Origin of the sequence: Krasilnikovia sp. M28-CT-15 (assembly GCF_047159595.1) — a bacterium.
Lineage (GTDB): Bacteria > Actinomycetota > Actinomycetes > Mycobacteriales > Micromonosporaceae > Actinoplanes.
The window spans coordinates 4,806,062-4,832,642 of the sequence record NZ_BAAGAK010000001.1; the positions used below are offsets into that span (position 1 = coordinate 4,806,062).

Genomic DNA, 26,581 nt, shown 5'->3' on the forward strand with positions numbered 1-26,581 from the left:
TCAGGCACCGGGCACCGCCGCGGCGGGTTCGCGCTGCGCGGTGAACTCGACACCCGCGACGAGCTCCGAGGTGAAGCCGTCTGGGCCGACCGGCCGGTCGCCGATCAGGGTGACCCGGTGCAGCGTGCGCTGGACGTCGAGGTGGTCCAGGTCCTCCGGGGCCAGGTGCGCGGTGGCCCGGTTATCCCAAAACGCGATGTCACCGGGATGCCACCGGAACCGTACGGTGTAGGCGGGCCGGGCGATCTGCGCGAACAACAGGTCCAGGATCTGCCGACTCTCGACGGCGGACAGGCCGAGGATTTTCGTGGTGAAGCCGGGGTTGACGAACAGTGCGCGCTCCCCCGTCTCGGGGTGCACACGGACGACCGGATGCACGGCGATCAGCAGGTTCTTGTTCACCCGTTCCTGGTAGCGGTCGTGGCCCTCGACGTCGACGCCGGCGAGGAACCGGTGCTCGGCGCGCAGGCCGTCGGCCAGCCGCCGCAGCGGCTCGGAGAGCCCTTCGTACGCGGCCACCAGGTTCGTCCAGCTCGTGTCGCCGCCGAACGGCGGGACGACCTCGGCGCGCAGGATCGACGCCGCCGGCGGGTTGACCGCGGCGGTGACGTCGGTGTGCCAGCCCGCGTAGTAGCTGTACTGGCGGCGGGCCTGGGTCTTGCGGTCGAAGCCGTACAGTTCCTCGTACCGGCGCGGGTCGATCGTGAGGATCTCGGGGAACTCGGCGGGCGGGGCGTCCTCGTGCGGGTGCGCGTGGGTGAGCGCGCCGAACTGCCGGGCGAACGCGATCTGCTGGCCGTGGTCCAGGTGCTGATCCCGGAAGAAGATCACCTTGTGGGTCAGCAGCGCCGCGCGGATCTCGGCGACCGTCTCGGCGTCCAGCGGGGCCGACAGGTCGACGCGGGAGATCTCGGCGCCGATGTTCCCGGCGATGCGTTCGACGGTGATCCGGGAGGTGGTCGTGGCGGGGGGTGTGGCGAGGTCGGTCATGGCTGCCTCCGGTTTCGGGGATGCGGTGGTACGCGGTGTGCCGCGCCGCCTTCGGGAGTGCAGGGACGGCAGGATGCGCCGGTGCGGCGCTGTGCAACGCGACTGGACGGTGCGATGCGACGCGGCCCGGTTCGGCTACCTCACCGTGGTGGGCCACGGGTACGGGGTCGGGCACGCAGCGGGGCGTCAGCGAGCGCGGCCGGGCCGACAGGCGGCGCTGGCCACCCGCACCAGATCGACGTAGCGCCGGGACACCGCGTGGAAGACCACCCAGCACTTCGCGGCCCCGGCCGGGGCCGCGCTGAGCGGGAACGCGGTGGGGCTCATGCCTCCCATTAAAGCCCCCCAACTCCTATATGTCAACTATGAATTGGGCATCGGTTGCCTGCCATCGTCGACGCCCGTGTTGTCGAAGCGCCGGAGTTTGATCAAGAGCAAGCGTCCTGGCGCTTGTTTGCCGAGATCGTTCGGGTCGCAACTGGGTACGAGTAGCAGCACTATTTGCCGCCGTCCGTGGGCGCTGGAAGATGCCACACTCGCTGATCGACTTCACGTGGCGCTGGCATGCCGAACTGCCCGGAATCGGATACTTGATCACGTTTGCGCGTCCGGTTGGGGTAAGCGATGATCAGGTCCATGACGTACGGGAAGGGCGCCTCGCGCCTCGCAATGTGAACGGCTCGGCGCTGGTGCCGCTGGACGACTGGGGATCGCTGGAAACAGCCATCGTCTCGGGCGATGTTCTAATCCCTGGCAGCGATGTGCGGTCACAGATCTTCCACCAGGTCGAGGCCGACCGGGACGGGCCGATCACCCGTCACCTGTTGGCCTTTACGACCGACCGCCGCCTGTCGGCGCGGCGGACGATCTTCGAGTTGCTGTACCACCTGTGCCAGACACCGGGCTGGCTCCGGGTGGCCGACGCCGCAGAGACAGCTCTGAAGGACGTGGATCCGCAGGTGCGGCGGAGGGCGGCGGCGTTACTGGTGAACACCGCCGAAGTTGACCGGGCCGTGGACGGATCGGCCCCGCCGCCGCAGCCGCGGCCGCGCCGCTGCGGCACTACCCGGCGGAAGACGTGGCGCTCACCCTGACCAAGATCACAGCGGACCGGGCAGTGGCCGACGAGTATCTCGCCGGACGGCCGGAAGAACCTCGCCGAGGCCGAACATCGGCCGCGCTGTTGACTTGGCTGACCAAGCACGACGGGATCACCGAACGCCAGCGTCACCAGTTGCGGAGCATGTTCCGGACTCCCGGATTCGGGCAGCTGGAAACGGCCGGCGCACTATGGCTCCACGAAGGCCCCACAGCAGCCGACGAACTGCTGGAGGTTCTCCCGCACTACCTGTACGACGACCTGTACGCGCGCAAGGCGCTACCAGTCTTGGCCGCGATGGGCTCGCACGCTCGGCCGATCCTCGACCGGCTGGATCAGTTCATCGCCTCCCGGCACCGACTCGCGGTGAACATCGGCGACGACGACGCCGAGATGCGCGCGGACGAGATGATGCTCGCCGCCACCATCGCCGCCCGCAACCAGATCGTGGATGACTTAAGACCCGCAACTGGCCAATGCAATGGAAGTTGCGGCCAGGGTCATCGATGAGCCATCTGGCAAGAATGATCGCCACCCGGGCGGCAGCTGACTCGTAGGCCACCGACCAAGGGGTAGCGCCTACGTACACGTATGCGTATAGTCGAGGTGTGCCCAACAAGACCATCTACGTGTCCGACGGCGACCTGCCGTTGTTCCAGCGCGCTCAGGAGATCGCCGGCGGCAAGCTGTCCACGGCGATCACCGAGGCGCTGCGTCGCTACGTCGAAGTCGAAGAGGGCCGCCATCAAGGCTTCGAAGAAGTCATCGTCAGGGTCGGCCCCGGCCTCGGCCGCAAACAGCGCTTCTGCGCCATGCTGCTGGCGGAGATGGAACAGACCGGCGAGCGCGACGAGACCTACCGCGTCTACCGCACCCGCACCGAGAAGTTCGTCGTCCATCACGAGCGCTCCGAAGCCCACGTGAACACCGGACCGAACGCGGAGAAATACCGCACCGGCTGGCGCGCGTGGGTCGGCGACTGGAGCGCCAACCAGTCCTGGACGCGCATCCCGGCCGATTCCAGCCTGCGCATCGCCGACGACCTCGACGCACTACGCGAGATCATCCCGACCGGACTGTACGACCTGGTCCTGGACGCGATCAACCAGCCCACCATCGAGGACCTGGACATCTAAACCCACCGATCAATCACCGGCGGAGCACCGAAGCTCCCCCGGCGATGGCGCACACCCACCAAACACCGGACGAGCCGCCAGGCACGCCCGGCGATGCCCCGCGCCTCGACTGCCCGCACGCCCGGCTCACAGGAAGGATGACGCGTGAAACACCAGAACCCGGCGATCCGGATCAGCGGATTGCACAAGTCCTATCAACAGCTGCACGTACTCAAAGGAGTCGAACTCGAAGTAGCCAGAGGCAGCGTCTTCGCACTGCTGGGATCGAACGGAGCCGGCAAGACCACCCTGGTACGGATCCTCGCGACACTGCTGAAACCGGATGACGGCACGGCGAACATCAACGGCTTCGACGTGGTGACCCAGCCCGCCCAGGTCCGCGAGTCGATCAGCCTCACCGGACAGTTCGCCGCCGTCGACGAGATCCTCACCGGCCGCGAGAACCTCATCATGATCGCGAAACTGCGGCGCATCGACGATCCTCGCCGGGTCGCCGACGACCTGCTCACCCGATTCGACCTCGCCGACGCGGCCGGCCGCCGGGTAGCAACTTATTCGGGCGGCATGCGGCGCCGTCTCGACATCGCCATGAGCCTGATCGGCAACCCGCCGGTCGTCTTCCTCGACGAGCCGACCACCGGGCTCGACCCGGAAGGCCGCCGCGAGGTCTGGCAGGTGATCAAGAAACTCGCCGAAGACGGCACGACCGTCCTGCTCACCACCCAATACCTCGAAGAGGCCGAGAAGCTGGCCGATCAGATCGCGATCCTGCACGACGGCACGATCATCGTGTCCGGCACCCTGGCCGAACTCAGGAAACTGCTCCCACCCGCCACGGTCGAATACGTCGAATGCCAACCCACCCTGGAAGAGATCTTCCTGGCCACCGTCGGAAAGGACCAGCGATGATCACGCACGCCATCAGCGACGCCTCGGTCATGCTCGGCCGCTCGCTGCGGCACGTCACTCGCAGCATCGACACCATCATCACCGTCACGATCACGCCGATCGCGTTCCTGCTGCTGTTCCGCTTCGTGTTCGGCGGCGCCATCCAGGCCGGCAGCGGTAACTACACCAACTACCTGATGCCCGGCATCCTGCTCATCGCCATCGCCAGCGGCATCTCCTATACCGCCTTCCGACTGTTCCTGGATATGAAAAGCGGCATCTTCGAACGCTTCCACTCCATGCCGATCACCCGGTCCTCGGTGCTGTGGGGCCACGTGCTGACCTCGCTGGTGTCCAACGCCATCTCGGTGGCCGTCATCGTGCTCGCCGGGCTCGCCATCGGCTTCCGCTCACCGGCCGGGGTGCTCGCCTGGCTTGCCGTAGCCGGCATCCTGCTGCTGTTCACGCTCGCGTTGACCTGGGTGGCGATGATCCCAGGACTTACGGCGTCCTCCCCCGACGGAGCGTCCGCCTTCGCCTACCCGATCATCTTCCTGCCGTTCATCAGCTCCGCATTCGTCCCCACCGCCACGATGCCCGGACCAGTGCGTGCCTTCGCCGAGAACCAGCCGGTCACCTCGATCGTCAACTCGATCCGGGCGCTGTTCGAGGACCAGCCGGTCGGCAACGACATCTGGACCGCGCTGGCCTGGTGCGCCGGCATCCTCGCCACTGCCTACACGCTCGCAATGATCACCTATCGGAAAAAGATCGCCTGATACCCACCATCGACGGCCTCGACCGGCATGGTCCCAGTCGAGGCGCGGACCGGGCCGTCTCGCGAATGCGAGTGTCCCGCCTCGACCGCTCATTCTGGCCGCCGTGGAGCCCAACCAACCACGTCATGGACATGTCAACGAGGTTGCGCCGCAGGTCAGGACGCGGAGAGGTGACTGGCCTGCAGATAAATGCCGAGCTGGTCTGCTGGGACGCCGCCCGCGGCCGCACCGCGTTCGCGGATTCGGACGATCGCGCGCACCGAACGGGGTGCAGCAAGTCTCACGGTTCTTTCCTCATCTGCGCCGCCGGACCACCGCAGGCCGCGGCCTCGCCGCTGAGGCCGCGCAGCGCCCGGCGCACCTCGTGATCTTCGACCTGCTCCGCGACGGCCGCAGCCGCGAAGTAAGAGGCATGGACTCCGGCTGCTCATGTCCGCCTGGAGCCGGATCAGTTCCACGCCGGGCATCAACACGCCGGGCATCAATAGGCGCACGACCATCCCGTCCGCGGCCGGCACGTCCCAGCCGTACCGGCCGTCCCGGTCGGCCGCGGGATTGCGCACCGGCTCACCGAGCGCCGCGCCCCGGTCGCGGGCCGCGGCCAGCAGCACCTCGACGTTCGCCGCGGCGAGGTCCTCGCGGGTGTCGTCGAGCGGCGCCGTCCCCGGATTGATCATGGTGCGACGATACCGCTCGCGGCCCGGATGCACGCCGCACCCGGGCCGGTGTACTTCCGGGCCGCTGGAGGTATGTGGCCGATCGTCGCGGTCTGAGTGGAAGGCGCCTCAACGTGTCGGGCCCTGCCACGGAAAGGCTGCATTTCCGCTGGTCAGCGCTCATGCCGGGTGACTAGCGTCGGGACGATCTCGTGTGGGAGGTCGAGCCCAAGGCCTACGGCACCGACTTCACCGATGTGGCGGCCGACGTCACCGACGTCGCCTTCGAGCCGGTGCCGGCCCCGGCGGGGTAGAACGGCGAGTAGAACTAGAGCATGGACATTCTTGTCGCCGGTGGACACGGCCGGATCGCGCTCCGCCTGCTCAGGCTCCTCGCGGAACAGGGCCACACCGCACGCGGACTGATCCGCTCGCCCAGCCAGGCCGCCGACCTCACCGCGGTCGGTGCGGTCCCGGTGATCGGCGATCTCGAGAACGACGAGACGCTGGACGCGTACGTGAAGGGTGCGGACGCCGTGGTGTTCGCGGCCGGCGCCGGACCGGGCAGCGGGCCCGCCCGCAAGCGCACGGTCGACCTGGGCGGCGCGGTTAAGCTGGCCGACGCGGCCCGCTCAACGGGGGTACGCCGGTACGTGATGGTCTCGTCGATCGGCGCGGACCGCCCGGAGGCGGCGGACGAGTCGATGCGCCCGTACCTGCGGGCCAAGGCGGAGGCCGACGACTACGTACGGGCCAGCGGCCTGGACTTCACGATCGTGCGGCCGGGCTCGCTCACCGACGACCCGGGCACCGGGCTGGTACGGGTCGCAACCGAGCTGGGCAACCGTGGATCGGTACCCCGCGACGACGTGGCCGCGGTCCTCGCCGCGGTGCTGGCGACGCCGGCCACGATCGGCAAGACGTTCGAGCTCTTCACCGGCGATACCCCGATCCCCGAGGCGCTCTCCGGTCTCTAGCCGCGCCGGTTTCAGGCGCTAGCGGCGGTCAGCATCGTCGCGGGTGGTGCCCGCCGCGGGCGCGGTCGCGCGGGTCCCGACCGGCCTCAGCCCTGATCTGCGGCCGTCGCCAATGCACGTAATCGCAGACCGTGGCGTAGGAGATGCCTTCCATCTCCAACTCGGCCAGCAGCCTGTCGTGGATTCGCTTCACCGTGTGCCGCTGCTTGCGCGGAGCATCGAGGTCGGCCACCAGCATGACGTCGATCGCCCGTTTGAACGGATCCAACCGCGACTTACGCGGCGGCAACTTCTTCCGCGGTGCCGGCCAAGCCGAACTCAGCGCCTCACGAACGGTCCGCCGGTGCACGCCGTACTTGGCCGCCAATGCCCGGATCGACAGCCCTTCCAGCCGCGAGTCCCGGCGGAGGGCCGCGAACAGCTCGACCTTCGACTTCGGCCCCACGGCAGGCTCCCTCACATCGGAGCACGCCGATCGTCTCACCGCCCAGCCGCAAGGTGGGGCCAGACCTGACCGAATCACTCTTGCCGGGTCACCCGGTGGGGCCACCATCCGTTCGTACGTGGGGCCAACTCTCGCTCTCGAAGCGAACCCGCGCCACCCGTACCGCCGCGTTGTTCCAACTCGCCGTCGATCTTCCCGCCGCCGTGCTCGCCCGCTGCCTCGGCATCGACATCAGCAGCGCCGTCACCTGGCAACGCGCCGCAGCCGGCGACTGGCACCAGTACGCCGCGCGAATACCAGCAAGCGTGGCGACGTCAGCCAGCAACGACCAAATCTGACCTCAGCGCAACCCGCGGCAGGGGCCATGCGTAGCCGGGCAGCACTGACCCCGAAGGGTCAGCCCTTGGCCGCGATCCGGCGAACCACGATTCAGGCTACGAGCAGGCGGAGTCCGAGCTCTGCCGTGTCGAGCGCGACGAGGTCGCGGTTGCGGTCGGCCCACCGACCCGAGGAGAGATCTTCGCGGAGTGCGTCCACTGCCCGCTGCTCGGCCTCCGGTCCCACTCTGGTCCATACCGACACCGCCCGGCGCACCTGTTCGTCCAGGTACGCCTCGGGGCGGCGCCAGTGCGCCTCGAAGAATCCGTCGGCGCAGTCCCACGGGATCAGCACCGGCTCCGCGCGTCCGCCAATAGCCCGAGTCATATCGGCCAGCGACGGCCAGCTGACAAGAAGGTCGGCGAACTCGGATAGGTAGTCGCGGTTAAGCCAGAACCGCTGACTGTCGTCGGCGTCGTACGTGAACACCACCACGCGGCGGGCCACGCGCCGCATCTCCCGCAACCCCGCGACCGGATCCGGCCAGTGATGAACGGTGCTGACCGCCATCGCGGCGTCAAAAGACTGGTCCTCGAATGGCAGGCTTTCCGCATCGGCGGCCACGCAGGGTGCCGCACCCGCAGGACGCAACGCCCGCATGACCGCCGATGGTTCCACCGCCGTGACGTCTCGATCGGGCGGTTCGTATGAGCCAGTGCCAGCACCAACGTTCAGTACAGTCCTGGCGTCCCCTAGCGCATCCCAAATGCGCGCGGCGATCCGCGGCTCGGTCCGCCGTGTCACCGGGTAGTCGGATCCGATGACGTCGTACAACTGCGCGCCGAACATCTTCAGTTGCTCCTCCGGCGTCGTCCTGATGCCCATCGTTCGTGCCTCCAGTTCCCGGTCTATGGCCGTCACCATGGTCGCGGCACGGTCGCGCTGATCCCCCAGCAAGGCACGCAGCCGACGCAGGTGCGCGACCGCGCCGGTGGCTGGGTCATCGACCAGATCGGCGATCTCGCGCAGCCCGAAGCCCAGCCGCCGGTACGCGAGCACCTCCCGCAGCCGCTCTACATCGGCGGCGGAGTAGGCCCGATACCCGGCAACGGTCCGGGTGGACGGCCGGAGAAGGCCGATCTCGTCATAGTGATGCAGCGTGCGGACGGTCACGCCGGCAGCTCGGCCACCCGTCCCACGGTCAGGTTCTCCTCCATGCCACCGACTATGTGCCATGACGCCACGTGAGGGACAAGCGCTTCGCCTCGGCCATGATCGAGATTCCGCTCTCATCGGCATGTCCATTGGCGCGGGCGGTAAGGCAGGATCAACATCGCCGGTCGATACACCAAGCATTGCCTCGTATTCCCCGTCGCGCACTGATGACCCACAATTGGCACTCGGAGGCTCGCACTCAGGCGGCCGGTCAATATCGACGCGCTGCAGCGCCGGCCCGATCACTACCGTCGGCGCGAGTGGCCCCGGCGGCGCCCACCCACCGCCTCGAATGCTCTACGCCCGAATAGCCAGCGCCGACAGCGCACGGCCCGCTGTGGAGAACACGGCATGAATAAACCTGCATCACGACCCTCGCGGCGCGGAAAGTCCGGACAACTCGGCGCCCGCAGCGGCCCAGTCGTCTACCACCAGAACAGCCTATACGGCCTCGCTCTTGGGCCTCCACGGAAGACTGGCCCGCGGATCGTGATGCCGAAGAACGAGTAGATCCGAGCACACCTGAAGCAGACGTTCCGCGAGGCGGGGGCCGACCAGTGGGTGTAGCCCTGTTAGCGAATGTGGCGCATACCGTTGATTTCGGCGTGCCGGGAGAAGAGCCGGGACGCCCAGCCGCCGGGCGGCTCGGGTCACCGCGGCCTCCCGGCCGTTGAGGGAGCGCCCGTGGTGCCCAGGTCGGCGCTGCTGGACCATCGGTTCAGGAGCTCAGGAGCCGCTTCCGTTCCGATGCGACGACCTCGCGGGCCAGCTGCGCCTCGGACAGGTCGACCGCGTCCGGCGCCGCGTCGGCGATGTCGCTGCCTCGGGCGAAGTCCTCGAACAGTTTTCGCTTCGCCTCCAGCAGTTCGACGATGCGTTGGTCGACACTCTCCTCGGACAGCAGCCGGTGCACCTGCACCGAACGCACCTGACCCATCCGGTGCGCTCGCGCGATTGCCTGCGCCTCGATGGTCGGCTTGAGCTGTGGCTCGCAGAAGATGACCACCGATGCGGCCTGGACGTTGAGCCCGACACCGCCGGCCACGATCTGCGCTACGAGCGTGGCTCCGTGCTGCGCCGCTGAGAACTGGTCCACCATTTGCTGCCGCTCGTCGGAGCTGACCGAGCCGGTGAGCGGCCCGAAGACCGGTCCCGGCAGGGCCGCCGTCACCAGATCGAGAATGCTTCGGAAGTAGGAGAAGACAATGACCTTCCGCTCGTTTTCCTCCGCCTCGCGGACGAGCTCGACAAGCCGCCGCAACTTCTCGGATTTCGCGCCCTGGCGCATCGCCGCCTGACGCATCTCCATGAAGTTTCCGCTGTCGACCGCCGCCCGATAGACGGTAGCGTCCTCTTTCGACAGAGACAGCCACTCGTCGACCTCCACCAGCCCCGGCAGCTCGGACAGCACGTCCTCCTGGTTGCGCCGCAGGTACGCCGGTGCGATCTGGCGGCGGAACGCCTTCGCCGACAGCGCGTCGCCGTCGCTGTCGACCGTCAGGTCGGGCCGCACGTAGGAGGCGAGGCTGCGGAACTCCGACACCTTGTTCTCCAGCGGTGTGCCGGTAAGCAGCACTGCGCGGGCTGCGCGCTCGACGATGGCGGCGGTGCGCACGGAACGCTGTGCGTTCGGGTTCTTGATGTAGTGCGCCTCGTCGACGACGACACAGGCGAGGTTGGGACCGGGCTGCCACGCGGCCAGCGTCTCGAACGTGGTGACCGCGACGCCGCCGTCGCGTTCCCAGACGCTGGCCGCGTGGTCCCGGTCGGCACCGTGCACCCGGTGGGCGCTGAGGGTCGACTTGCTCGTCACCTCGCGCACCCAGTTCGTCACGACGGCCGCGGGGCACACCACGACGAAGCGGTTCTCGCCCCGGCTGCGCAGGTGTGCCAGCACGGCGATCGCCTCGAACGTCTTGCCGAGGCCCATCTCGTCACCGACGATTACTTTGCGTTGCACGAGGGCGAAACGCACCGCGAAGCTCTGATAGCCGCGCAGCGATGCCTTCAGATGTTCGCCGTTGAGCGGCTGGTCGCGCACCGCCTTGACGATGTCGTCGGGAAGATTGCCGTGCGTGGCCTCCTCGTCGCCGGTGAGGAAGCCGAGTTCGGAGAGCATCGCGAAGTAGTCGGCCGGCCGGGCCAGGAAGTCTTCCCACGGGTCGCGGGTCCGGTGGCCCGACGGCTTGGTGCGACGCAACTGTTCGGCCCGGTGCCGCACAACGTTGATGCTCTCCCACAGCTCGCTCACCGGCAGCTCCCGCAGCGGAACCACCAGCAGATGCGATATGGAGAAGGTGAGCCCCGCCACGATCGGCGCCAGTTCGGCCGCGCGTTCGAGGTCGGCGGCGGCGCCCCTGGTGCGGCGGCGAGCGTCCCATTCGGCGAGGCAGCGCAGCAGTTCGGTCTCCTCGGCGCTGCGCCGGTTGACGTCGATGCGGACCGGCGTCTCCTCGAAGGTCGTGTGCCGCAACGTCTGCGCCGCGCCGAGAATGTGTCGCGCCGACACCTCGCCGACGCCCGGCATCGTCGACAGCGTGGCGGCGTTGGCCAGGACCTGCTGGACGGTGTGGATGCCGGCCGGGGCGAGGCCGCCGAGCCGGAGCCGGTCACGGGTCGCTGTCTTCAACGCATCGGTCGACATCTCCCGCAGCACGCGCATCGTGTCGACCCGCCGCACGGTGATCGCGGCATCCCTGGCCGCGGCGCGGTACTCCGCCTCGGCCTGCACGATCCTGTCGATGGCGGCCAGTGCCTTGGACAGGCCATCGAGCGCGGACCGTTGGATCACCTCGGGGCTGTGGGCCGGATCCTCGGGAACGACACCGAGCATGGGATCGACCAGCGCCTCGACGCCGATGTCGTCGTCGAGGGTGTGCTCGCTCAGCTCCTTGAGCCGCTGCGGCCAGCCCGTTTCCGCGAACACGTCATGCTGACGGCGCAGGAACGCGGCCGACGCCTCGGCCCGTCGGCGCCTCCTCGGCCCGGCGAGATAGCGCCGCAGGCCCAGGGCGGCGTTCACGTCGGCCCGCGCGCGGGGCACCTCGACCGCCAGCAGCCGGATCAGAGCCTGATCGCCGCGGGTGAGCGTCGGCAGGACGGCGCGTTCGCGCAGGGGCCGCACGACGGAGCTGTGCTTGCGCTCCAGCGGCACCACCCGCCAAGCGTTGCGTCGTGCGTGCTGAACCAGGACGGCGCGTGACTCCAGGAGGCGTTCGGCAGCCTCCGCAGCCTCCCACACGGCGGCATGCCGGCGCTGAACGGCCGCGGCCTGCCGGCTCCACTGGGTGAAGTCGGCCATCAAGGCACGCAGCTCGGTCCGGTCCATAACGCCAGTCTGCCTGGGCACATCAATAGCCCCAGCGAGCTCGGATGCTGCGAGACGTGCATATCCATCCCGGTTGACCGAAAGGTCGAGGCCAAGTCCTCCAGCCACACCCGCGCAGCGGCGCGCGGATCGGCCAGGCATTGACTTGCTGCCAGCTCGCGACGATCCGCGACCCGACCCATCACCTGCTCTGGCGGGCGTGACACGATCTGTCGGGTGACCGATCGCGAATCCCTGTACGCAATGCTGCCGGCCGTGGCCGATCCCGGCGCGCTCGCCGACTATGACGTCGTGCTCGACGCAACGGGTCACTTCTGTACCGTGTCGCAGGCGTGGCACGGCCCTGACGGCGTCGAGCCGCACTGCCTGCCAGGGGCACTGCCGCTGAGCCTGTTCGGCGACGAGGGGTACGGCACCAATCTGCCGGACGTCGTCCTGGTGCCCCCGATCGTGCTTCTCGGCCGGCTCGGCGACGGCCACCACCTGGTCCTGCGCCGCGACGGCACGACGTCCGACGTCTTCGGTGGGCCTGGGCGGTTCGCCACGGCTGAGCTGATCGAACCGGCCGACGTCCGCGCCGGAGACGTCCTGGTGCTGGAAGACGGCCGCGCTCACCGCGTCGCCAGCGACCGGACGTTGCATGCGCTGCGGACCGGCGACTGGTCGGACGCGCCCGACGTCGCTCCTATTCCCCTCGACCGGTATCTGAGCGAGCGAGACCTGGACACGTTGCCGCTGACCGTCCTGCGCTGAGACGCCAGGGGCACGCCTCGTGAACGTGCCCCTGGCGTCAGCCGACGGTGCGAGCGATCCAGGAGAGGGTCGCCTCCACTGGGTCGGCGCCGTCGGCCGATGTTGCCAGCCAGGTCGCCTGGATGGTGAGGTAACCCATCGTCGCGGGAGCGGTTACGCGCACGACGTAACCGCCCTCCTCTGGATCCACGCGGCAGCTCAGCCCCGACTTCGCCGACGTCCCGCACCGGGCGTCGACCGACGATTCGTCGGCCGGGATGCCGTCAGCTCCGAGACGCTTGAACCCGATGACGTTCACCGACTCTGGTGCGACCGATGTCCGGAGTCGTACCTGACCGGTGGCAGGGACGGTCTCCCACCGCAGGCGATCGGGTGGTGCGGTGTCCCCGCCCAGCCCGAGCGGTTCCCATCCGGTGGCGAGCACCGGGTCGAGTTCTGTCGTCCCGATGAACCCGACCGGACGCTGCCCGCCGAATGCCGACGCGGCCGGCACACGCACGAAGCCCGCCGGTGGTGTCGCACTGGAATTCGGCACAACGCCGGAACTCGGCGTGGTGCCGGGCGCGGCTGATTCGTCGCCTCCGCATCCGGCGAGCGTCATCGTCAGCGTGAGCAGAACCGTCGCGACCGGAACGAGACGCAATGTCACGAAGAGGCGCCCGGGGTACTAACGCACTTGATCTCTTTCGCGTTCTCGTTGTAGAAGCTGCGCGACCACGATGTCTTGCCGACCAGCGCGTAGAACCGGCCGCTACCGCGGTAACGGTGCATCGCACCCTTGGCGCAGCCCTTGTTCAGTGGCAGGCGGAGCTTGCGAGCGGTTGGCTTGGTCACGCTACCGGACCGCAGGTGCTCCCAGCCGTACCAGCGGTGCCGGTACAGGCTTCCCGAGATGTTGTGTTGCGTCGGCACCGCGCGGCACGCCCCGTCGAAGTGGACGCTGATCGTGTACGTGACACCCTTGGTGCCCGAGATGTGCGGGTAGTCGATGCCGCCGGTGCAGATACTGACGGCCGCAGCGGAAGCGCTCCGCTCGCCGGAAGCGCTCCGCTCGCCGGAGGTGAGGGGCAGGGTGTCGCCGGTGGGCCCGGCGTCGGCCGGTACCAACGGGGTGTCGGTCGCCACCGGAGTGTCGGTGTCCGCGGCGAATGCAGCCGGCGACGGCGCGGCGAACAGCGTGAGCAGAGCGGCCGCGACGAGGGTCGGCGCACTCCAGCGGTGCAGTCTCACTTCGGAACTCCATTCGATCGAGACTTCCTGAGAGTTCGCTCAGGAGATAGCCCGAGCAGCGTATGGCGATCATGGCTGTTTCCTCCGGAATGGTGAGCCGCCTAACATCGACATAGGGCACTCGGGAGTCGCTGCTGCCCAACAGCTGTGGGTGATCGCGCAGGTAGTCACGCAGGTCCCGGATCGCTGGCCCAGCCCCGCCGAGGGCGGCGACCGCAGCGCAGCATCACATAGGAACCGCTAGAGCTGCCGTGGATTGCCCTGCAGCCCGCCGGCGAGCGCCGGCACGATGCGGCCCGCCCACATCCGGTCATCGACCAGCTGTTGCGGCAACACTTCGTCGCCGAGGCATGCCTCGGCGACGCCGAGGTTGAACCCAACTCCGAGCGGGTTCTGCACCCGTCGCTGCCGCACCGCCTCATGGACGGTGAACTGCTCGTCTGCCAGCCACAGCTCGGCCAGTAGCAGGTTCATGTAGGTCTCGGCCTCGGCCGCCGACAGCGCCGGGATCGTGACCTTCAACTGCAGCATCTTCTCCAGGTAGTCGGCGCCGATGCCGCTTCCGTCGGCCCGGCGCAGCTCCGGGTACCGCGAGTCGATGGCCGACTCCACCACCAGCTGGTGTGCGGCCACCACGAACGCCGTCTTCGGGCTGTTGAGGAAGAGCCGGACCGCTTCGAACGTGTCGACCACCGACGCGGGCAGGCACCAGTCCAGGTCGTCAATGAGCACGACGACGGCGCGTACGTGGGTGAGGTTGCCGACCAGCGTGGCGAACTGCTCCTTGAACGCGCGGACCTCGCCGGTCGGATCGGTGCCTTCGCTACGCTCGGCGTCGTTTGGCGGATCTTGCAGCGCCTGCTCTCCAGCGCTAGCAGCCGCGCCGAGAATCGACGCCCCGGCCTGCACCAGCTCCGGCGACGCCAGCGAAGGGTCAACGAGTCCGGCCATCCCGGACAGCATCGCGGGTGCCGTGGTCAGCGCCATCCGCCCGAATGCCCGGCCTCGCCCTCGGAACGCCCGAAGACGTCTACGCAGCCACGACACACGCTCCTACTCAGCCGTGTCGGTGACCTCACGTTCGAGGCGGTCGAGGACGGCGGCCATCAACGCCACCTTGACGTCGTCATAGTCCTCGTACTGTCACGGGCTGAACTCGACGCAGACGTAGTGACCGGCTTCATCGCCGTCGCGCAGCGCTTCGAGCTCGGCGCGCACGATCTTCAGCACGCTGCTCTTGCCGGACCCCCAGTCACCAAGCAACCCGATCGTCAGCGGCAGCAGCCGCGGCTCGGTCAACGCGACGAACAACGAGTCGACCGCGACCCATACATGAAGTGCATGGGTCGACCTGCCAGCGTCGCGTGTGTCTCGCTTGCCGAATCCGCGTGGGCATCGCCTACTAGCATGCCTTGAATGCCGTAGCCGGGGACGCTTCAGTTCAAGATCATCATGGTGTCCGTTGAATATCGTGACGCAGCAGGTGCAGCATGCCGGGAATCCGGCGACCCACGCATCGGACCTGTCACCCTGGGTAGCTGCTGTCGACGCCGCAGAGGAGCACCATGGGGCCGTCTAGCGCCAATTCGTTCACGCCCCGGCGTGCCGCGTCCGAGTCGTCGACAGACGAAACCACGGTCGAGCTGTCCACAGTAGGTCGGTTTCCTGTCGCTCCTGTGCCGGACCGCAATTCACCACCTGCCCGGAACATGCGGGCCAATGGCCGCGCGAGGCGCAACCGCAGGTGGTGGGGCAGCCGCATCACTGCTGTGCTCGCGTTGGCGGTCGCGGCGCTGTTGGCCGGACACCGACTGTTTCCCGATGTTGCAGGCACGGCCACTCTGCTGGAGAGCATGCTGCCCTGGGTCGGCCTGGCTATCCCGCCGCTCGGGTTGCTCGCGTTGCTGACCCGCAGCAAGGCCGCGCTCCTCACGCTTGTCGTGCCCGGCACCGTATGGGCAATCCTGTTCCTGCCTCTGATGGTGCCCAAGCACGCACCTGCCGGCACGGACCTGACCGTCGCCAGTCAGAACATCAACTCTGTCGACAATCCGGATCCGTGCGCCGCGGCGCGTGCCCTTGCGCAGGGCGGTACGAGCGTCATTGCCGTGCAGGAGCTTGGCAGTGACCGCTGTGTCCCCCAGGTCCTTGCTGTCGACCATCCCTACTCCGTCCAAGTCGGCACGGTCGGATTGTGGAGCACCTTTCCGCTGCGTCACAGCAAGCCACTGAAACTAGGACTGACCTGGAGCCGTGCACTACGCGCCGAGCTCCAAACTCCCCGCGGAGTCGTCACGATCTACGCCGTCCATCTGCCCTCCATCCGCCCCGGCCAGGTCAGCGAGCGAAACCAGGGGTTACGGGCCCTGGCGGAACTGACCGACACGGATAAAGCCTACCCCGTCCTGATTTTGGGCGACTTCAACACCGCCACCACCGACCGTGCCTTGGGTTCCCTCACCGGCCTCCACGAGGCGCACCTAGGCGCTGGGCGCGGATTCGGCTTCACCTGGCCGGCGACCCTTCCAGTCACTCGACCGGATCACATCCTCTATCGCACAATGACGCCGGTCTCGTCCCGGACGTTGGCTGCCAACGGCAGCGACCATCTCGGAATCACCGCGTCTTTCCGCATTTGACGACAACGCCGTCCCCTGCACGCACGCGCGTGTCTGCACAGCGGCGAACGCACTGGAGACCGTCACTGCGACGATCATCAACCCCGCGTTTCCGCAGGTCAGTCTTAAAAGGGGCTGACGGTCGCCGAAGCCCAGGCACGCGAATGCATCGGCCGGTCCCGCGGCGGGCTGACCACGAAGATCCACACCCTCGCGGACGGTCGCGGCCGGTCCTTGGCCACGCTCATCACCCCCGGCCAGTGCGCGGACACCCGGCAGCTGATCCCGCTGCTGGGCCGGGTCCGGGTGGCCCGGCCCGGCGCTACCGGCCGCCCACGGACTCGCCCGGACTCGGTCACCGGCGACAAGGCGTACTCCTCGCGGGCGAACCGGCAGGCCCTGCGGGACAAGCGGATCCGCGCGACGATCCCGGAGCCCAACGACCAGATCGCCAACCGGAAACGCCGAGGTAGTCGCGGTGGCCGCCCGCCCGCGTTCGACCCGGCTGTCTACCGCCGCCGCAACCAGGTCGAGCGCGGCTTCAACCGGCGCAAACACTGGCGCGGACTGGCCACCCGCTTCGACAAGCTCGGCGCCAACTACCAGGCCGACCTCGACCTCGTCGAAATGCTCGACTGGCTACGCGCTGTCCCCGACGGACATGATCCGCGGGACAGAACCTAGCCCAAGGTGTGGCTGACCGCCACCGTAGCCCTCCGGTACGGCCTTCCTGTCACGCGGCCGAGCCGGCCGGCACCCGTGCGGCTGTGCGACGACCGCCGACGGTCAGCGACGCGGGATCCGGGGTGTGGGGCCGAGCAGGGCGGTGCAAGCATGGACGGCGAGTTCGGTGTTGTCGCTGATGCGTCCGCCGTCCTCGACGGTGGAGGCGGTCAGCTCGCGGAGTCCGCCGAGCAGCATGATCGCGAGTTGTCGCGGCACCGGGCTGACCCGGACCGTGCGCCACTCGGCGGTGTCGCAGAGGGTCTGGATCATGGTGATGAAGGCTTCCATCGTGTCCCGTTGAAGTCGGCGGGCCGCAGTACCGAGGGACGGCACGTCGCGGATCCAGCTGAGGGTGATCGCGGGCCGGGATTCTGCGGAGGCGATCCATGCCTCGACGGCCTGGCGTACCTGGCTGGTCCACGGTGCCTTCTCGTCGACGGCGGCCGAGATCTGGCGGATCATCTCGGCGTTGGCATCGGTGAGGAGCGCGACGAAGCAGGCTTCCTTGTCGGAGAAGTGCTGGTAGAAAGTCCGCCGAGAGGTACGCGCGCGGCGCACGATGTCAGCGACCGTGGTATTCCGGTAGCCGTCCTCCGTGATCGATGTGACCAGGCCGTCGAGCAGCCGCCGACGGAACTGGCCGGTGTCGCCGTTCACTGGTGCGGTCGGCTCGGCAGCGCGCTGGTGTCGCACGGTCGTCACCGTGGCCACGCTATACCTCCTGTCCGGCTCGCTCCCTTGTACCGAACGGTACGTGAGCGTACCGTCCCTATGGTACGTTCGCGTACCGCTCTGGAGGTGGTGCTCCGATGTCGACCGTCACGCTTCCGCCGGGTCCCTCGAAACCTCGTGTCGTGCAGGGCGTGTACGCGCTGGCCGTTCCGCACCGCGGGATGCGCCGGATGCGAGACCGCTACGGGGACGCTTTCACCGTCCACGTGCCGACGTACGGCCGGGCCGTGGTCATCAGCGATCCCGCCGAGGTCAGGCAGGTGTTCATGACCAGCCCGAACTTCGCGGACAAACCCGACCGGAATCTCGGTCGGGTGCTCGGTCCCGGCTCGTTGTTCGCGCTCGTCGGCGAGGAGCACCGCAGGCAGCGCAGGCTGCTCGTCCCGCCGTTCCACGGCCGCCGACTGGCGGTCTACGAGAAGATCGTGGAAGAGGAGACGGTGCGGGAGCTGGCGTCGTGGCCGCAGGGCCCGGCCTTCGCGACACTACCGTCGATGACGCGGATCACCCTCAACATCATCCTGCGCGCGGTGTTCGGCTCCGCGGGTGCCGAGTTCGCCGACCTGCGCGAGCTGCTGCCACGGATGATCAAGCTCGGCTCACGGTTGGCCGTACTGCCCGTTCCCAAGGTCGACCTCGGACGGTGGAGCCCGTGGGGGCGGTTCTGGGCGATGCGCCGCGAGTACGACGCGATCGTGGGACGGTTGGTCGCCAAGGGGCGGCGGGACGTGAACCTCGACGCCCGCGACGACATCCTCGCGCTGATGCTGCAGAGTCGCTACGACGACGGCTCGGAGATGAGCGGCAGCGAGATCGCCGATCAGCTGCTCACGCTGCTCGCGGCCGGGCACGAGACGACCGCGACGACGCTCGCCTGGGCGGTCGAGCGGCTGCGCCGTCACCCGGCGGTCCTGAGCGAGCTCGTCGACGAGGTGGACGCGGGTGGCGACGCGCTGCGCGAGGCGGCGATCATCGAGGTGCAGCGCACCCGTCCGGTGATCGACTTTGTCGGACGGCAGGTGCGGGCCGACCACTTCCAGGTGGGCCGGTGGACCGTGCCGAAGGGGTACGCGGTGCTGGTCAGCATCACGCTGATGCACGACAACGAGTCGATGTTCCCGAATGCCCAGACGTTCGATCCACACCGCTTCCTCGGCACCCGACCTGACCTGTACCAGTGGATTCCGTACGGCGGCGGCAGCCGGCGGTGCCTCGGTGCCGCGTTTGCGAACATGGAGATGAACGTCGTCCTGCGTACGATGCTGCGCGACCTCACCCTGGTGCCCACCGACGAACCCGGCGAGCGTTGGCACTCGCGCGGCGTGGCCAACGCCCCGGCCCAGGGCGGCCGCGCGGTCGTTCGCCGCCGCAGCGTCGCACCGCTGCCGTCCACCACGGCCGGCGACACCGGAGCGCGGTCGTGACCGAGCGCGGCAGGTCCGGGCCAGCGGGAGTGCCGATGCCCCGACGATCTCGTCGGATCGCCGGCCGCCCCGTGATGATCACCGGCGCCGCCTCCGGCATCGGGCGCAGCCTGGCCCGGCGGCTGTCGGGGCTGGGCTCGCCCGTGGCCATCGCCGATGTGGACGAGGCCGGGTTGAACGCGACCGCTGCGATGCTGTCTGGTCCGGTGTTCAGCCGGGTCTTGGACGTCCGGGACGCGGCCGATCAGCTGCGGTTCGCCGACGAGGTGCGCGAGTGGCTCCCGGCGCCGCTGGCGGCGGTGTTCAACAACGCAGGCGTCGCCGTCACATCGACCGTCGCGGGCGCCGTTCCGGAAGACGACGATTGGCTGTTCCAGATCAATTTCTGGGGCGTCGTCCACGGGACCCGGGCGTTCCTTCCGGTCCTCATCGAGCAGGACGACGGCGTCATCGTGAACACCTCGAGCGTGTTCGGGCTCCTCGGCGTGCCCTATCAGAGCGCCTACTGCGCCGCCAAGTTCGCCATCCGCGGGTTCACCGACGCCCTGCGCCAGGAACTGCGCGGCACCGGCGTACGGGCCGTGACGGTGCACCCGGGCGGCATCACCACGAACATCGCCCGCAACGCGCGCTTCCGCACCGACCCCGAGGGCCTCGGGCGGACGAAGGAACAGATGGCAGCGCAGTTCGAGGCCGTCACCATGACGTCGCCGGACAAGGCCGCGGCGATCATCCACCGCGGTGTGGAGCACGGCAAAGCCCGGATTCTGGTCGGGCCGGACGCCTACCTGTTCGACGCACTCGCCCGGATCGCGCCGACCCATTACTACGGCGTGATCTCGCGCCTGCAGGCCAGGCTGCGTGCCCGCCAGAGGGAGTCCGTGTGACAACGACGACCGAGCATCTCGATGTGCTGATCATCGGCGCCGGACTGTCCGGCATCGGTGCGGCACACCACCTCCAGTCGGCCTTCCCCGGCCGGAACTACGCGATCCTCGAGGCCCGCGACGCGATCGGCGGGACGTGGGACCTGTTCCGATACCCCGGCGTGCGGTCCGACTCCGACATGCACACCCTCGGCTACCGGTTCCGGCCGTGGACACAGGCCAAGGCCATCGCCGACGGGCCGGCCATCCTGCGCTACATCCGCGATACCGCCGCCGAGGCGGGCCTCGACCGGCGGGTCCGTTTCGGGCACCGGGTGATGCGCGCGGAATGGTCCACGCCGGACGCGCGCTGGACGGTCGAGGCGGTCCATGACGGCGAGACTGTCCGCCTGACCACGAACTTCCTGTACGTCTGCAGCGGCTACTACCGCTACGACGCCGGTTATACGCCGGATCTGCCCGGCATCGAGCGGTTCGGCGGCACCGTCGTCCACCCGCAGCGCTGGCCGGAGAACCTCGACTACACCGACAAGAAGGTCGTCGTGATCGGCAGCGGGGCGACGGCTGTGACGCTCGTGCCGGCCATGGCCGATCGGGCCGAACACGTAACGATGCTGCAGCGCTCCCCCACCTACGTCCTGTCGCTGCCCGCCGAGGACCCGATCGCGAACCGGCTGCGGCGCGTGCTCGGGGCACGCCGTGCGTATCCGATCGTGCGGTGGAAGAACGTCGCGATGGGCACACTGATCTACCAGCTCAGCCGGCGCCGTCCACACCTCGTGAGGTCGTTGCTGCGCAAGGCGGCGATCCGTCAACTGCCGTCCGGCTACCACGTCGACACCCATTTCAATCCCAGCTACCAACCGTGGGACCAGCGGCTGTGCTTCGTCCCCGACGGTGATCTGTTCGCCGCGATCAGCCAGGGACGGGCGTCCGTGGTGACCGACCGCATCGCAGAGTTCACCGAGGCGGGACTGCGCCTGGAGTCCGGCGCCGAACTCGACGCGGACGTCGTCGTCACCGCCACCGGGCTGAAGCTGCTGGCTCTCGGTGGCCTCCGACTCGCCGTCGACGGCCACGCGGTCAAACTTCCGGAGACCATGGCCTATCGGGGCATGATGCTCAGCGGCGTACCGAACTTCGCCTTCACGGTCGGTTACACGAACGCGTCCTGGACCCTGAAGGCCGACCTCGTCAGCGAGTACGTCATCCGGCTGCTGCGGTACCTCGACGCGCACGGCTACGACCAGTGCGTGCCGACCAACGACGACCCGACCGTCACCGAGCGGCCACTGCTCGACTTCCAAGCCGGCTACGTGCTGCGCTCCATCGACGAGTTTCCCAAGGCCGGCTCGCGGGCCCCCTGGCATCTTGGCATGAGCTACGCGCACGACCTGCTGAGGCTTCGGCACGGCCGGATCGAGGACGGCGCCATGCGGTTCTCCCGCCGACCCGTGAGCCACGAGGCCGCCAGCCAGACGGCGTAACCGACCAACGCTGCAAGAAGGTGTCCTCGTGCGACCGTTCTACGCACGCGAGCTGACGCAGTACCCCACCGGTGCCCGGCGGATGCGCTATCTGTTGATGGCCGTCATGGCCAGCCTCATCGTCAACTTCGAGGGCCAGATCTCGCCCGTCGTGCCGCTGCTGCTCGACGACCTGGGCATGTCGCTGAAGACCTACGGCCTGATCGTCGCGGTGGCCGTGGTCGTCGGCGGTATCACGGCCGCGATTGGTGGCGGGCTCGCCGACCGCCACGGCCGCGTCCTGCTCCTGATGCCCGCGCTGGTGCTCGCGGCCTTGTGCACCTACGCAACCGTACTGGTGCAGACGCCGACGCAGTTTCTGGTGGTCCGTTGCCTGTTGCTGTTCGTCGAAGGCGCGGCGGTCACGACAACCGCCGGCCTGGTCCGGGACTTCTCGCCGCGGCTGGGACGCGCCACCGCGTTCGGATTCTGGACCTGGGGACCGATCGGTGCGAACTTCCTGGCCGCCGGCATCGCCGGAGTGACGCTGCCCATCTTTGGGACCTGGCAGTCGCAGGTCGTCATCATGGGCACTGTCGCACTGGTGTTCTGCATCGTGATCACTTTCTTCATCGCGGACCTGTCGCCGCACCTGCGGGCGCGTGTCATCACCTCGGAGTCGGACATGGTGGCAGCGGACGGCGACGGTGCGGTCGACCTGCGCGCCGCTCGGGGGCTCATGGCGCACCGGGTCTTCTGGGCACACCTCGCGGGCATCACCCTGTGGTTGGTCTGGTACTGGACAATGCAGATCTTCGGGCCGACGCTGCTCGTGCAGACGTTCGGACTCACGGCGAGCCGAGCCGCGTCCGTCATGGCCGTCACCTGGGCAATCACCCTCCTGACACTGATCGTCGCCGGGCGGCTCTCCGATCGCCTGCAAGCGCGTAAGCCCGTCATCCTGGTTGGCGCCATCGGCGGGATCGTCGGCATGGTCCTCTTCGTCACGCTGGCCGACAGCGGCCGGGCAAGCGTTGCTCAGTTGATCGGGGTCAACGCACTGCTCGGCGTCGCGATCGCGGCTACGTATGCGCCCTGGATGGCGCTCTTCTCCGAGGACGTCGAGGATCTGCGGCCGGACCTGCAGGCCACGGCCTGGGGCGCGTTCGGCCTCTCGGTCCGGCTCATGATCGTGGTGGTGCTGATCGGATCGCCGGTCGTCGCGGCCGGTGGCGCGGGATGGAGCCGGTGGCTGCTCATCGCGACGCTCTGCAACGTGCTCTTCCTCCCCGCTCTGTACCTGTTCGGCGGTGGCTGGAGGCGGGTTTCACCGGCCGCCGCGAAGCCGGCGGGGCGGGCCGCTCGCGGCGGTGGCACGGCCGGTAGCCGTGCGGGGCTGTGACACCATGGCTCGTCCGGCGGGCCGGGCACGACGACGCGGCCGCCGCCCGGCCGCGAGGGATGCCAGGCTGGCGGACCGACCTGTTGGACGTACGGCCGGCTGAGGCAGCGAGGAACGCGTTCGAGGCCAACGAAGTCACCTGCCCTCCATGGGATGGGAAACGCCGCGGCGGCGCGCTGAGCTGGCCGCGGTGCGCCTCGCCGACGTGGCGCCGGGCGGCGCCGCCGACCGACCATCTAGGGCTTGTCGCCAGCGCTGGTGTGGACTGGGATGGCTGGTCGATAACGGGTTCTTATGTCAGGTTTGGGCTAATTTCGCCGCCTGGCTTGTGCGGGCTACTTCCCCAGCGCGCTGGGCTGGCCAGCAAGCGGAGCGCGTCGGACCACCTCCAGGACCCACCGTCGAGGTACAGGCACGGCGCATGGGCGGTGATGTCGTCACGGAGCCGGGGCAACTCCACGCCGGGCATGAGCGGCCGCACGACCGTGCCATCTGCGGAGGGCACGTCCCAGCCGTACCGGCCGTCCCGGTCGGCCCCGGGATCCCGCACCGGCTCACCCAGCGCCGCGCCCCGGTCGCGGGCCGCAGCACCTCGACGTTCGCCGCGGCGAGGTCCTCGCGGGTGTCGTCGAGCGGCGCCGTCCCCGGATTGATCATGGTCCGACGATACGGTCCGCGCCCTCGGATCCGCGCCACACCCGGGCCGGTGCACCCCGGGCCGCTGGAGGTATTTGGTCGATGGGCGATCGGCTTGGGTCGCCAGGCGCGCAGCGCTGTACCACTCGGTGACGGCCGCCGGCCCGGTCATCGGCCCGTGGTCGAAGTCGTGCCAGAACGGCGTGCACTCGGCTTCGGTGCCGTGTCCGCAAGCCAACCGAAAATCTCTTCAGGTGGCGCTTGGTCTGTCGATATGACAGGCGATCAGGACGAGACTCTACGCCGCAACCGTTAAGAAACCTTCCAGGACCCGGGGGCGCACCACCCGACCCCGAATCTTCTTCATGTGACCGGCCGACGTGGGCCGGACCAACGGAGGAGATTCGCTTTGGGGCGCAAGGCTCAGAAGGTCGTCACCCTGCTCGGCGCGATGCTGGCCGGCACCACCGCCGTACTCGGCGCCGCGGGCGCCGCACACGCCGCCCCCGCCAAGCCGAGCAAGCCGAGCAAGCCTTCCGCCCAGCGCTGCGTCACCAACGACATGCTCGTCCCGTCCTGCGGGGTGCTGTGGGGCGCCGCCGCCGGCGGGTTCACCTCCGCCCCCCGCGACGCGGAGCTGAAGAAGTGGGAGCAGCTGTCCGGCCGGACCGCGTCGATCTTCCACACCTACCACAAGGGCGACGAGGTCTTCCCCACCAAGAGCGAGATCGCGATGACCTCCGATGCGGCGAACCCGCGGGTACTACTGGTGAACTGGAAGGTCGCCTACGGCTCCACCTGGGCCAAGGTCGCCAAGGGCGAGCAGGACAAGCGGATCGACAAGTTCGCGGCCCGCGTGAAGGCCACCTACGGCGACAAGAAGTTCTTCCTGGTGCTCAACCACGAACCGGAGAACGACGTGAACCCGCGCAAGGGCTCCGGGATGGAGGCCAAGGACTTCAAGGCCATGTACCGGCACACCATCCAGCGCCTCGAAGCCCAGGGCGTGGATAACGCGATCAACGTGATGGCCTACATGGGTAACGAGAAGTGGATGGCGCAGTCCTGGTGGAAGGACCTGTACCCCGGCGACGACGTGGTGGACTGGATCGGCCTGGACTCCTACGTCTCGGCGGAGAAGGGCTACTACCACTACGGCCAGTTCGGTGACCTGCTCGACCGCAAGGCCAAGGGCGGTAAGGGTCTGGGCTGGTACGACTGGGCCACCACCCAGCACCCCAGCAAGCCGATCATGATCGCGGAGTGGGGCGTGTACCACCGGATCGGCCAGCCCACCGACAAGACCGCCGGCTACAACTCGGTGCTGCCGGAACTGGCCAAGCGCCCGGGGATCAAGGCCATCGTGTACTTCGACACCAAGCACGACGACGAAGGCAACCGCGACATCAGCATCGACAGCACCAAGAAGAACCTCGCCGCCTTCCGCACCCTGGCCGCCAACCCCATCTTCAACGTCAAGATCGCCTGACACCACCAGCTGACAGCTATCCACGAGCCGCCCGGCGTAACAGCCGGGCGGCTCGTGCCGTGCCATGCCCGGCAGCGGCAGCGGCAGCGGCAGCGGCAGCGGCAGCGGCAGCGGTCATGATCTTGCCGGGTCGGCGTGGCCGCCGGGCCGACGCCCGCATCACCCGCTCGGACCAGCACGAGGCCGACCGAAACCTCTTCAGGGAGGGCTTGGCCTGCCGATATGACAGGCGATCAGGACGAAACCGTGAGTCGCAACTGGTAGGCAACCCGCGCGGGCCCGGAGCCGCACTGCACGACCTCGAATCTTCTTCATGTGACCGGCTGACGTGGCCGGCCGAACCGGGGGAGATTCGCTGTGGGTCGCAAGACGGTGCGCAAGGTCGTGACGACGGCCGGTGTGCTGCTGGCCGGTGCCGGCGCCTCGCTGGCCGCCATGGCGGCGACCGCCGCCCCCGCCCAGGCCGCCGCCCCAGCCCCCGCGGTCGCCCCGGCCACCCTGCAGTCGCGGCTGGTGACCTACACCAACAACACCCGGGTCAGGGCCGGCTGCAAGCCGATCCGGGTCGACCAGCGGCTGCTGCTCGCCTCCCGCGGACACTCCGCCTACCAGGCCCGCACCAACAAGATGAGCCACATCGGATCGGGCGGATCCAGCTTCGGCACCCGCGCCAAGCGCGCCGGCTACGCCTACCCGCAGAGCGAGAACGTCGCCTACGGCCATCGCACCGCGTCCGCGACGATGAAGGCGTGGATGGCCAGCCCCGGACACCGCGCCAACATCGTCAACTGCAAGGCCAAGTCCATGGCCGTCGGCGTGGCCTACTCCGCCAACGGCACCCCGTACTACACCCAGATGTTCGGCTGGACCTGATCGCCGGACCTCCACCGCCCTGGCCGACACGCGAAAGCGTGTCGGCCAGACCGGTTGTGACCCGACGCTGTCAACGAACGCCTCGTCGTCTGCCACGGGCCGGTACCCCGGGCCGCCAGAGGTATGTGGCCGATCGTCGCGGTCTGAGCGGAACACGCCTCAACGCGTCGGGCCGCATCGCCGAAAAGGCAGCATTTCCCCTGGTCAGCGCCCATGCCGGGTGACTAGCGTCGGGACGATCTCGTGGTGGGGAGGTCGTTACTGGTGCTGCGCTGGCCGGTCGAGCCGATGCGGGCGGCCGCGATGCCGTCGCCGCCGGTCCCGCCGTACGCCGACACCATCCGACTGGAACCCAAATGCGACGGCTGACTTCACTGAACTTGTCAACCCGGGGCGGCGTTGCTCGGTGTTGATCTCACTCTCGGCCTCGGCCGGGGAGTTGCTGTAACGCAGAAGAACTGCCCGGCCGCCAACACTCCCGGTCCCCGGTTGATCATGATCGAGGGCGGTTGAC

General features: G+C 68.5%; 28 protein-coding genes. 17 read left to right on the forward strand and 11 right to left on the reverse strand.

Annotated features, from left to right (window positions below):
- Entirely contained in the window at positions 1 to 990 is a 990-nt protein-coding gene (locus ACMCNO_RS21880; protein WP_412751330.1) for a TauD/TfdA dioxygenase family protein, read from the reverse strand.
- 186 nt (positions 991 to 1,176) lie between these two features.
- Positions 1,177 to 1,317 carry a putative leader peptide gene (locus ACMCNO_RS21885; protein ID WP_412751331.1) on the reverse strand — a complete coding sequence of 47 codons (141 nt, stop codon included), beginning with the start codon at positions 1,315 to 1,317 and terminating at the stop codon, positions 1,177 to 1,179.
- 200 nt (positions 1,318 to 1,517) lie between these two features.
- Between ACMCNO_RS21885 and ACMCNO_RS21890 the strand changes: the two genes are divergently transcribed.
- The 5 genes from ACMCNO_RS21890 (at position 1,518) to ACMCNO_RS21910 (ending at position 4,892) form a co-directional block, all read left to right on the forward strand.
- Positions 1,518 to 2,084, forward strand: coding sequence for a hypothetical protein (locus tag ACMCNO_RS21890; RefSeq protein ID WP_412751332.1), 567 nt, complete (start codon positions 1,518 to 1,520; stop codon positions 2,082 to 2,084).
- Entirely contained in the window at positions 2,069 to 2,599 is a 531-nt protein-coding gene (locus tag ACMCNO_RS21895) for a hypothetical protein (RefSeq protein ID WP_412751333.1), read from the forward strand. The genes ACMCNO_RS21890 and ACMCNO_RS21895 overlap by 16 nt, the downstream gene beginning before the upstream one ends.
- Before the next feature lie 98 nt (positions 2,600 to 2,697).
- Positions 2,698 to 3,225, forward strand: coding sequence for an EXLDI protein (locus ACMCNO_RS21900; protein WP_412751334.1), 528 nt, complete (start codon positions 2,698 to 2,700; stop codon positions 3,223 to 3,225).
- A 144-nt stretch (positions 3,226 to 3,369) separates the two neighbouring features.
- Positions 3,370 to 4,134 carry an ABC transporter ATP-binding protein gene (locus tag ACMCNO_RS21905; protein ID WP_412751335.1) on the forward strand — a complete coding sequence of 255 codons (765 nt, stop codon included), beginning with the start codon at positions 3,370 to 3,372 and terminating at the stop codon, positions 4,132 to 4,134.
- Entirely contained in the window at positions 4,131 to 4,892 is a 762-nt protein-coding gene (locus tag ACMCNO_RS21910; protein WP_412751336.1) for an ABC transporter permease, read from the forward strand. The genes ACMCNO_RS21905 and ACMCNO_RS21910 overlap by 4 nt, the downstream gene beginning before the upstream one ends.
- 155 nt (positions 4,893 to 5,047) lie before the next feature.
- Here ACMCNO_RS21910 and ACMCNO_RS21915 read toward each other — a convergent pair whose 3' ends face one another.
- Positions 5,048 to 5,569: a hypothetical protein gene (locus ACMCNO_RS21915; protein WP_412751337.1), complete on the reverse strand. Its 522-nt coding sequence runs from the start codon at positions 5,567 to 5,569 to the stop codon at positions 5,048 to 5,050.
- 314 nt (positions 5,570 to 5,883) lie between these two features.
- Here ACMCNO_RS21915 and ACMCNO_RS21920 point away from each other — a divergent pair, with 314 nt between their 5' ends.
- Positions 5,884 to 6,525, forward strand: a complete 642-nt coding sequence (locus ACMCNO_RS21920; protein WP_412751338.1) for an SDR family oxidoreductase — start codon at positions 5,884 to 5,886, stop codon at positions 6,523 to 6,525.
- A gap of 28 nt (positions 6,526 to 6,553) precedes the next feature.
- Here the strand turns inward: ACMCNO_RS21920 and ACMCNO_RS21925 are convergent, their stop codons facing one another.
- The gene (locus ACMCNO_RS21925) at positions 6,554 to 6,970 is read right to left on the reverse strand and encodes a hypothetical protein (RefSeq protein WP_412751339.1); all 417 of its coding nucleotides are present in this window, start codon (positions 6,968 to 6,970) and stop codon (positions 6,554 to 6,556) included.
- Positions 6,971 to 7,140: 170 nt separating this feature from the next.
- Between ACMCNO_RS21925 and ACMCNO_RS21930 the strand changes: the two genes are divergently transcribed.
- Positions 7,141 to 7,308, forward strand: coding sequence for a hypothetical protein (locus ACMCNO_RS21930; RefSeq protein ID WP_412751340.1), 168 nt, complete (start codon positions 7,141 to 7,143; stop codon positions 7,306 to 7,308).
- A 91-nt stretch (positions 7,309 to 7,399) separates the two neighbouring features.
- On the opposite strand, the gene ACMCNO_RS21935 is transcribed toward ACMCNO_RS21930, so the two are convergent.
- Entirely contained in the window at positions 7,400 to 8,524 is a 1,125-nt protein-coding gene (locus ACMCNO_RS21935) for a MerR family transcriptional regulator (protein ID WP_412751341.1), read from the reverse strand.
- Between the two features lie 697 nt (positions 8,525 to 9,221).
- Positions 9,222 to 12,311, reverse strand: coding sequence for a DEAD/DEAH box helicase (locus ACMCNO_RS21940; protein ID WP_412751342.1), 3,090 nt, complete (start codon positions 12,309 to 12,311; stop codon positions 9,222 to 9,224).
- Here ACMCNO_RS21940 and ACMCNO_RS21945 point away from each other — a divergent pair.
- Positions 12,282 to 12,584, forward strand: coding sequence for a hypothetical protein (locus ACMCNO_RS21945; RefSeq protein ID WP_412751343.1), 303 nt, complete (start codon positions 12,282 to 12,284; stop codon positions 12,582 to 12,584). The genes ACMCNO_RS21940 and ACMCNO_RS21945 overlap by 30 nt on opposite strands.
- 37 nt (positions 12,585 to 12,621) lie before the next feature.
- On the opposite strand, the gene ACMCNO_RS21950 is transcribed toward ACMCNO_RS21945, so the two are convergent.
- From ACMCNO_RS21950 to ACMCNO_RS21965, 4 genes are all read right to left on the reverse strand, one after another.
- The gene (locus ACMCNO_RS21950; RefSeq protein ID WP_412751344.1) at positions 12,622 to 12,882 is read right to left on the reverse strand and encodes a hypothetical protein; all 261 of its coding nucleotides are present in this window, start codon (positions 12,880 to 12,882) and stop codon (positions 12,622 to 12,624) included.
- Positions 12,883 to 13,229: 347 nt separating this feature from the next.
- A complete protein-coding gene (locus tag ACMCNO_RS21955; RefSeq protein ID WP_412751345.1) occupies positions 13,230 to 13,814 on the reverse strand; it encodes a hypothetical protein in 585 nt (194 codons plus the stop codon).
- A gap of 240 nt (positions 13,815 to 14,054) precedes the next feature.
- Positions 14,055 to 14,801, reverse strand: a complete 747-nt coding sequence (locus ACMCNO_RS21960; RefSeq protein ID WP_412751346.1) for a P-loop NTPase fold protein — start codon at positions 14,799 to 14,801, stop codon at positions 14,055 to 14,057.
- Positions 14,802 to 14,957: 156 nt separating this feature from the next.
- Positions 14,958 to 15,125 carry a P-loop NTPase fold protein gene (locus ACMCNO_RS21965; RefSeq protein ID WP_412751347.1) on the reverse strand — a complete coding sequence of 56 codons (168 nt, stop codon included), beginning with the start codon at positions 15,123 to 15,125 and terminating at the stop codon, positions 14,958 to 14,960.
- Positions 15,126 to 15,583: 458 nt separating this feature from the next.
- Between ACMCNO_RS21965 and ACMCNO_RS21970 the strand changes: the two genes are divergently transcribed.
- Both ACMCNO_RS21970 and ACMCNO_RS21975 read left to right on the forward strand, forming a co-directional pair.
- Entirely contained in the window at positions 15,584 to 16,453 is an 870-nt protein-coding gene (locus ACMCNO_RS21970; protein ID WP_412751348.1) for an endonuclease/exonuclease/phosphatase family protein, read from the forward strand.
- A gap of 114 nt (positions 16,454 to 16,567) precedes the next feature.
- A complete protein-coding gene (locus ACMCNO_RS21975; RefSeq protein ID WP_412753768.1) occupies positions 16,568 to 17,116 on the forward strand; it encodes an IS5 family transposase in 549 nt (182 codons plus the stop codon).
- 102 nt (positions 17,117 to 17,218) lie between these two features.
- On the opposite strand, the gene ACMCNO_RS21980 is transcribed toward ACMCNO_RS21975, so the two are convergent.
- On the reverse strand, positions 17,219 to 17,860 hold the full coding sequence (locus tag ACMCNO_RS21980) for a TetR/AcrR family transcriptional regulator (RefSeq protein WP_412751349.1): 642 nt from the start codon (positions 17,858 to 17,860) through the stop codon (positions 17,219 to 17,221).
- 107 nt (positions 17,861 to 17,967) lie between these two features.
- Between ACMCNO_RS21980 and ACMCNO_RS21985 the strand changes: the two genes are divergently transcribed.
- From ACMCNO_RS21985 to ACMCNO_RS22015, 7 genes are all read left to right on the forward strand, one after another.
- Positions 17,968 to 19,314 (forward strand): cytochrome P450, encoded by a 1,347-nt coding sequence (locus ACMCNO_RS21985; RefSeq protein WP_412751350.1) that lies wholly within the window; start codon positions 17,968 to 17,970, stop codon positions 19,312 to 19,314.
- Positions 19,315 to 19,388: 74 nt separating this feature from the next.
- Positions 19,389 to 20,201: an SDR family NAD(P)-dependent oxidoreductase gene (locus ACMCNO_RS21990; protein ID WP_412753769.1), complete on the forward strand. Its 813-nt coding sequence runs from the start codon at positions 19,389 to 19,391 to the stop codon at positions 20,199 to 20,201.
- On the forward strand, positions 20,198 to 21,688 hold the full coding sequence (locus ACMCNO_RS21995; protein ID WP_412751351.1) for a flavin-containing monooxygenase: 1,491 nt from the start codon (positions 20,198 to 20,200) through the stop codon (positions 21,686 to 21,688). The genes ACMCNO_RS21990 and ACMCNO_RS21995 overlap by 4 nt, the downstream gene beginning before the upstream one ends.
- Before the next feature lie 28 nt (positions 21,689 to 21,716).
- Positions 21,717 to 23,069: an MFS transporter gene (locus ACMCNO_RS22000; protein WP_412751352.1), complete on the forward strand. Its 1,353-nt coding sequence runs from the start codon at positions 21,717 to 21,719 to the stop codon at positions 23,067 to 23,069.
- A gap of 1,045 nt (positions 23,070 to 24,114) precedes the next feature.
- Positions 24,115 to 25,194 carry a glycoside hydrolase family 26 protein gene (locus ACMCNO_RS22005; RefSeq protein WP_412751353.1) on the forward strand — a complete coding sequence of 360 codons (1,080 nt, stop codon included), beginning with the start codon at positions 24,115 to 24,117 and terminating at the stop codon, positions 25,192 to 25,194.
- A gap of 357 nt (positions 25,195 to 25,551) precedes the next feature.
- A complete protein-coding gene (locus ACMCNO_RS22010) occupies positions 25,552 to 26,067 on the forward strand; it encodes a CAP domain-containing protein (RefSeq protein WP_412751354.1) in 516 nt (171 codons plus the stop codon).
- Positions 26,068 to 26,313: 246 nt separating this feature from the next.
- The gene (locus tag ACMCNO_RS22015) at positions 26,314 to 26,436 is read left to right on the forward strand and encodes a hypothetical protein (RefSeq protein WP_412751355.1); all 123 of its coding nucleotides are present in this window, start codon (positions 26,314 to 26,316) and stop codon (positions 26,434 to 26,436) included.
- Positions 26,437 to 26,581: the final 145 nt, after the last annotated feature.

Bases quoted from the DNA above. Each gene is read 5' to 3' on its own strand.
- ACMCNO_RS21880 (WP_412751330.1), bottom strand. From the start codon at position 990: ATGACCGACCTCGCCACACCCCCCGCCACGACCACCTCCCGGATCACC.
- ACMCNO_RS21885 (WP_412751331.1), bottom strand. From the start codon at position 1,317: ATGAGCCCCACCGCGTTCCCGCTCAGCGCGGCCCCGGCCGGGGCCGCG.
- ACMCNO_RS21890 (WP_412751332.1), top strand. From the start codon at position 1,518: ATGCCACACTCGCTGATCGACTTCACGTGGCGCTGGCATGCCGAACTG.
- ACMCNO_RS21910 (WP_412751336.1), top strand. From the start codon at position 4,131: ATGATCACGCACGCCATCAGCGACGCCTCGGTCATGCTCGGCCGCTCG.
- ACMCNO_RS21915 (WP_412751337.1), bottom strand. From the start codon at position 5,569: ATGATCAATCCGGGGACGGCGCCGCTCGACGACACCCGCGAGGACCTC.
- ACMCNO_RS21920 (WP_412751338.1), top strand. From the start codon at position 5,884: ATGGACATTCTTGTCGCCGGTGGACACGGCCGGATCGCGCTCCGCCTG.
- ACMCNO_RS21935 (WP_412751341.1), bottom strand. From the start codon at position 8,524: ATGGCACATAGTCGGTGGCATGGAGGAGAACCTGACCGTGGGACGGGT.
- ACMCNO_RS21960 (WP_412751346.1), bottom strand. From the start codon at position 14,801: ATGGCGCTGACCACGGCACCCGCGATGCTGTCCGGGATGGCCGGACTC.
- ACMCNO_RS21985 (WP_412751350.1), top strand. From the start codon at position 17,968: ATGTCGACCGTCACGCTTCCGCCGGGTCCCTCGAAACCTCGTGTCGTG.
- ACMCNO_RS21990 (WP_412753769.1), top strand. From the start codon at position 19,389: ATGATCACCGGCGCCGCCTCCGGCATCGGGCGCAGCCTGGCCCGGCGG.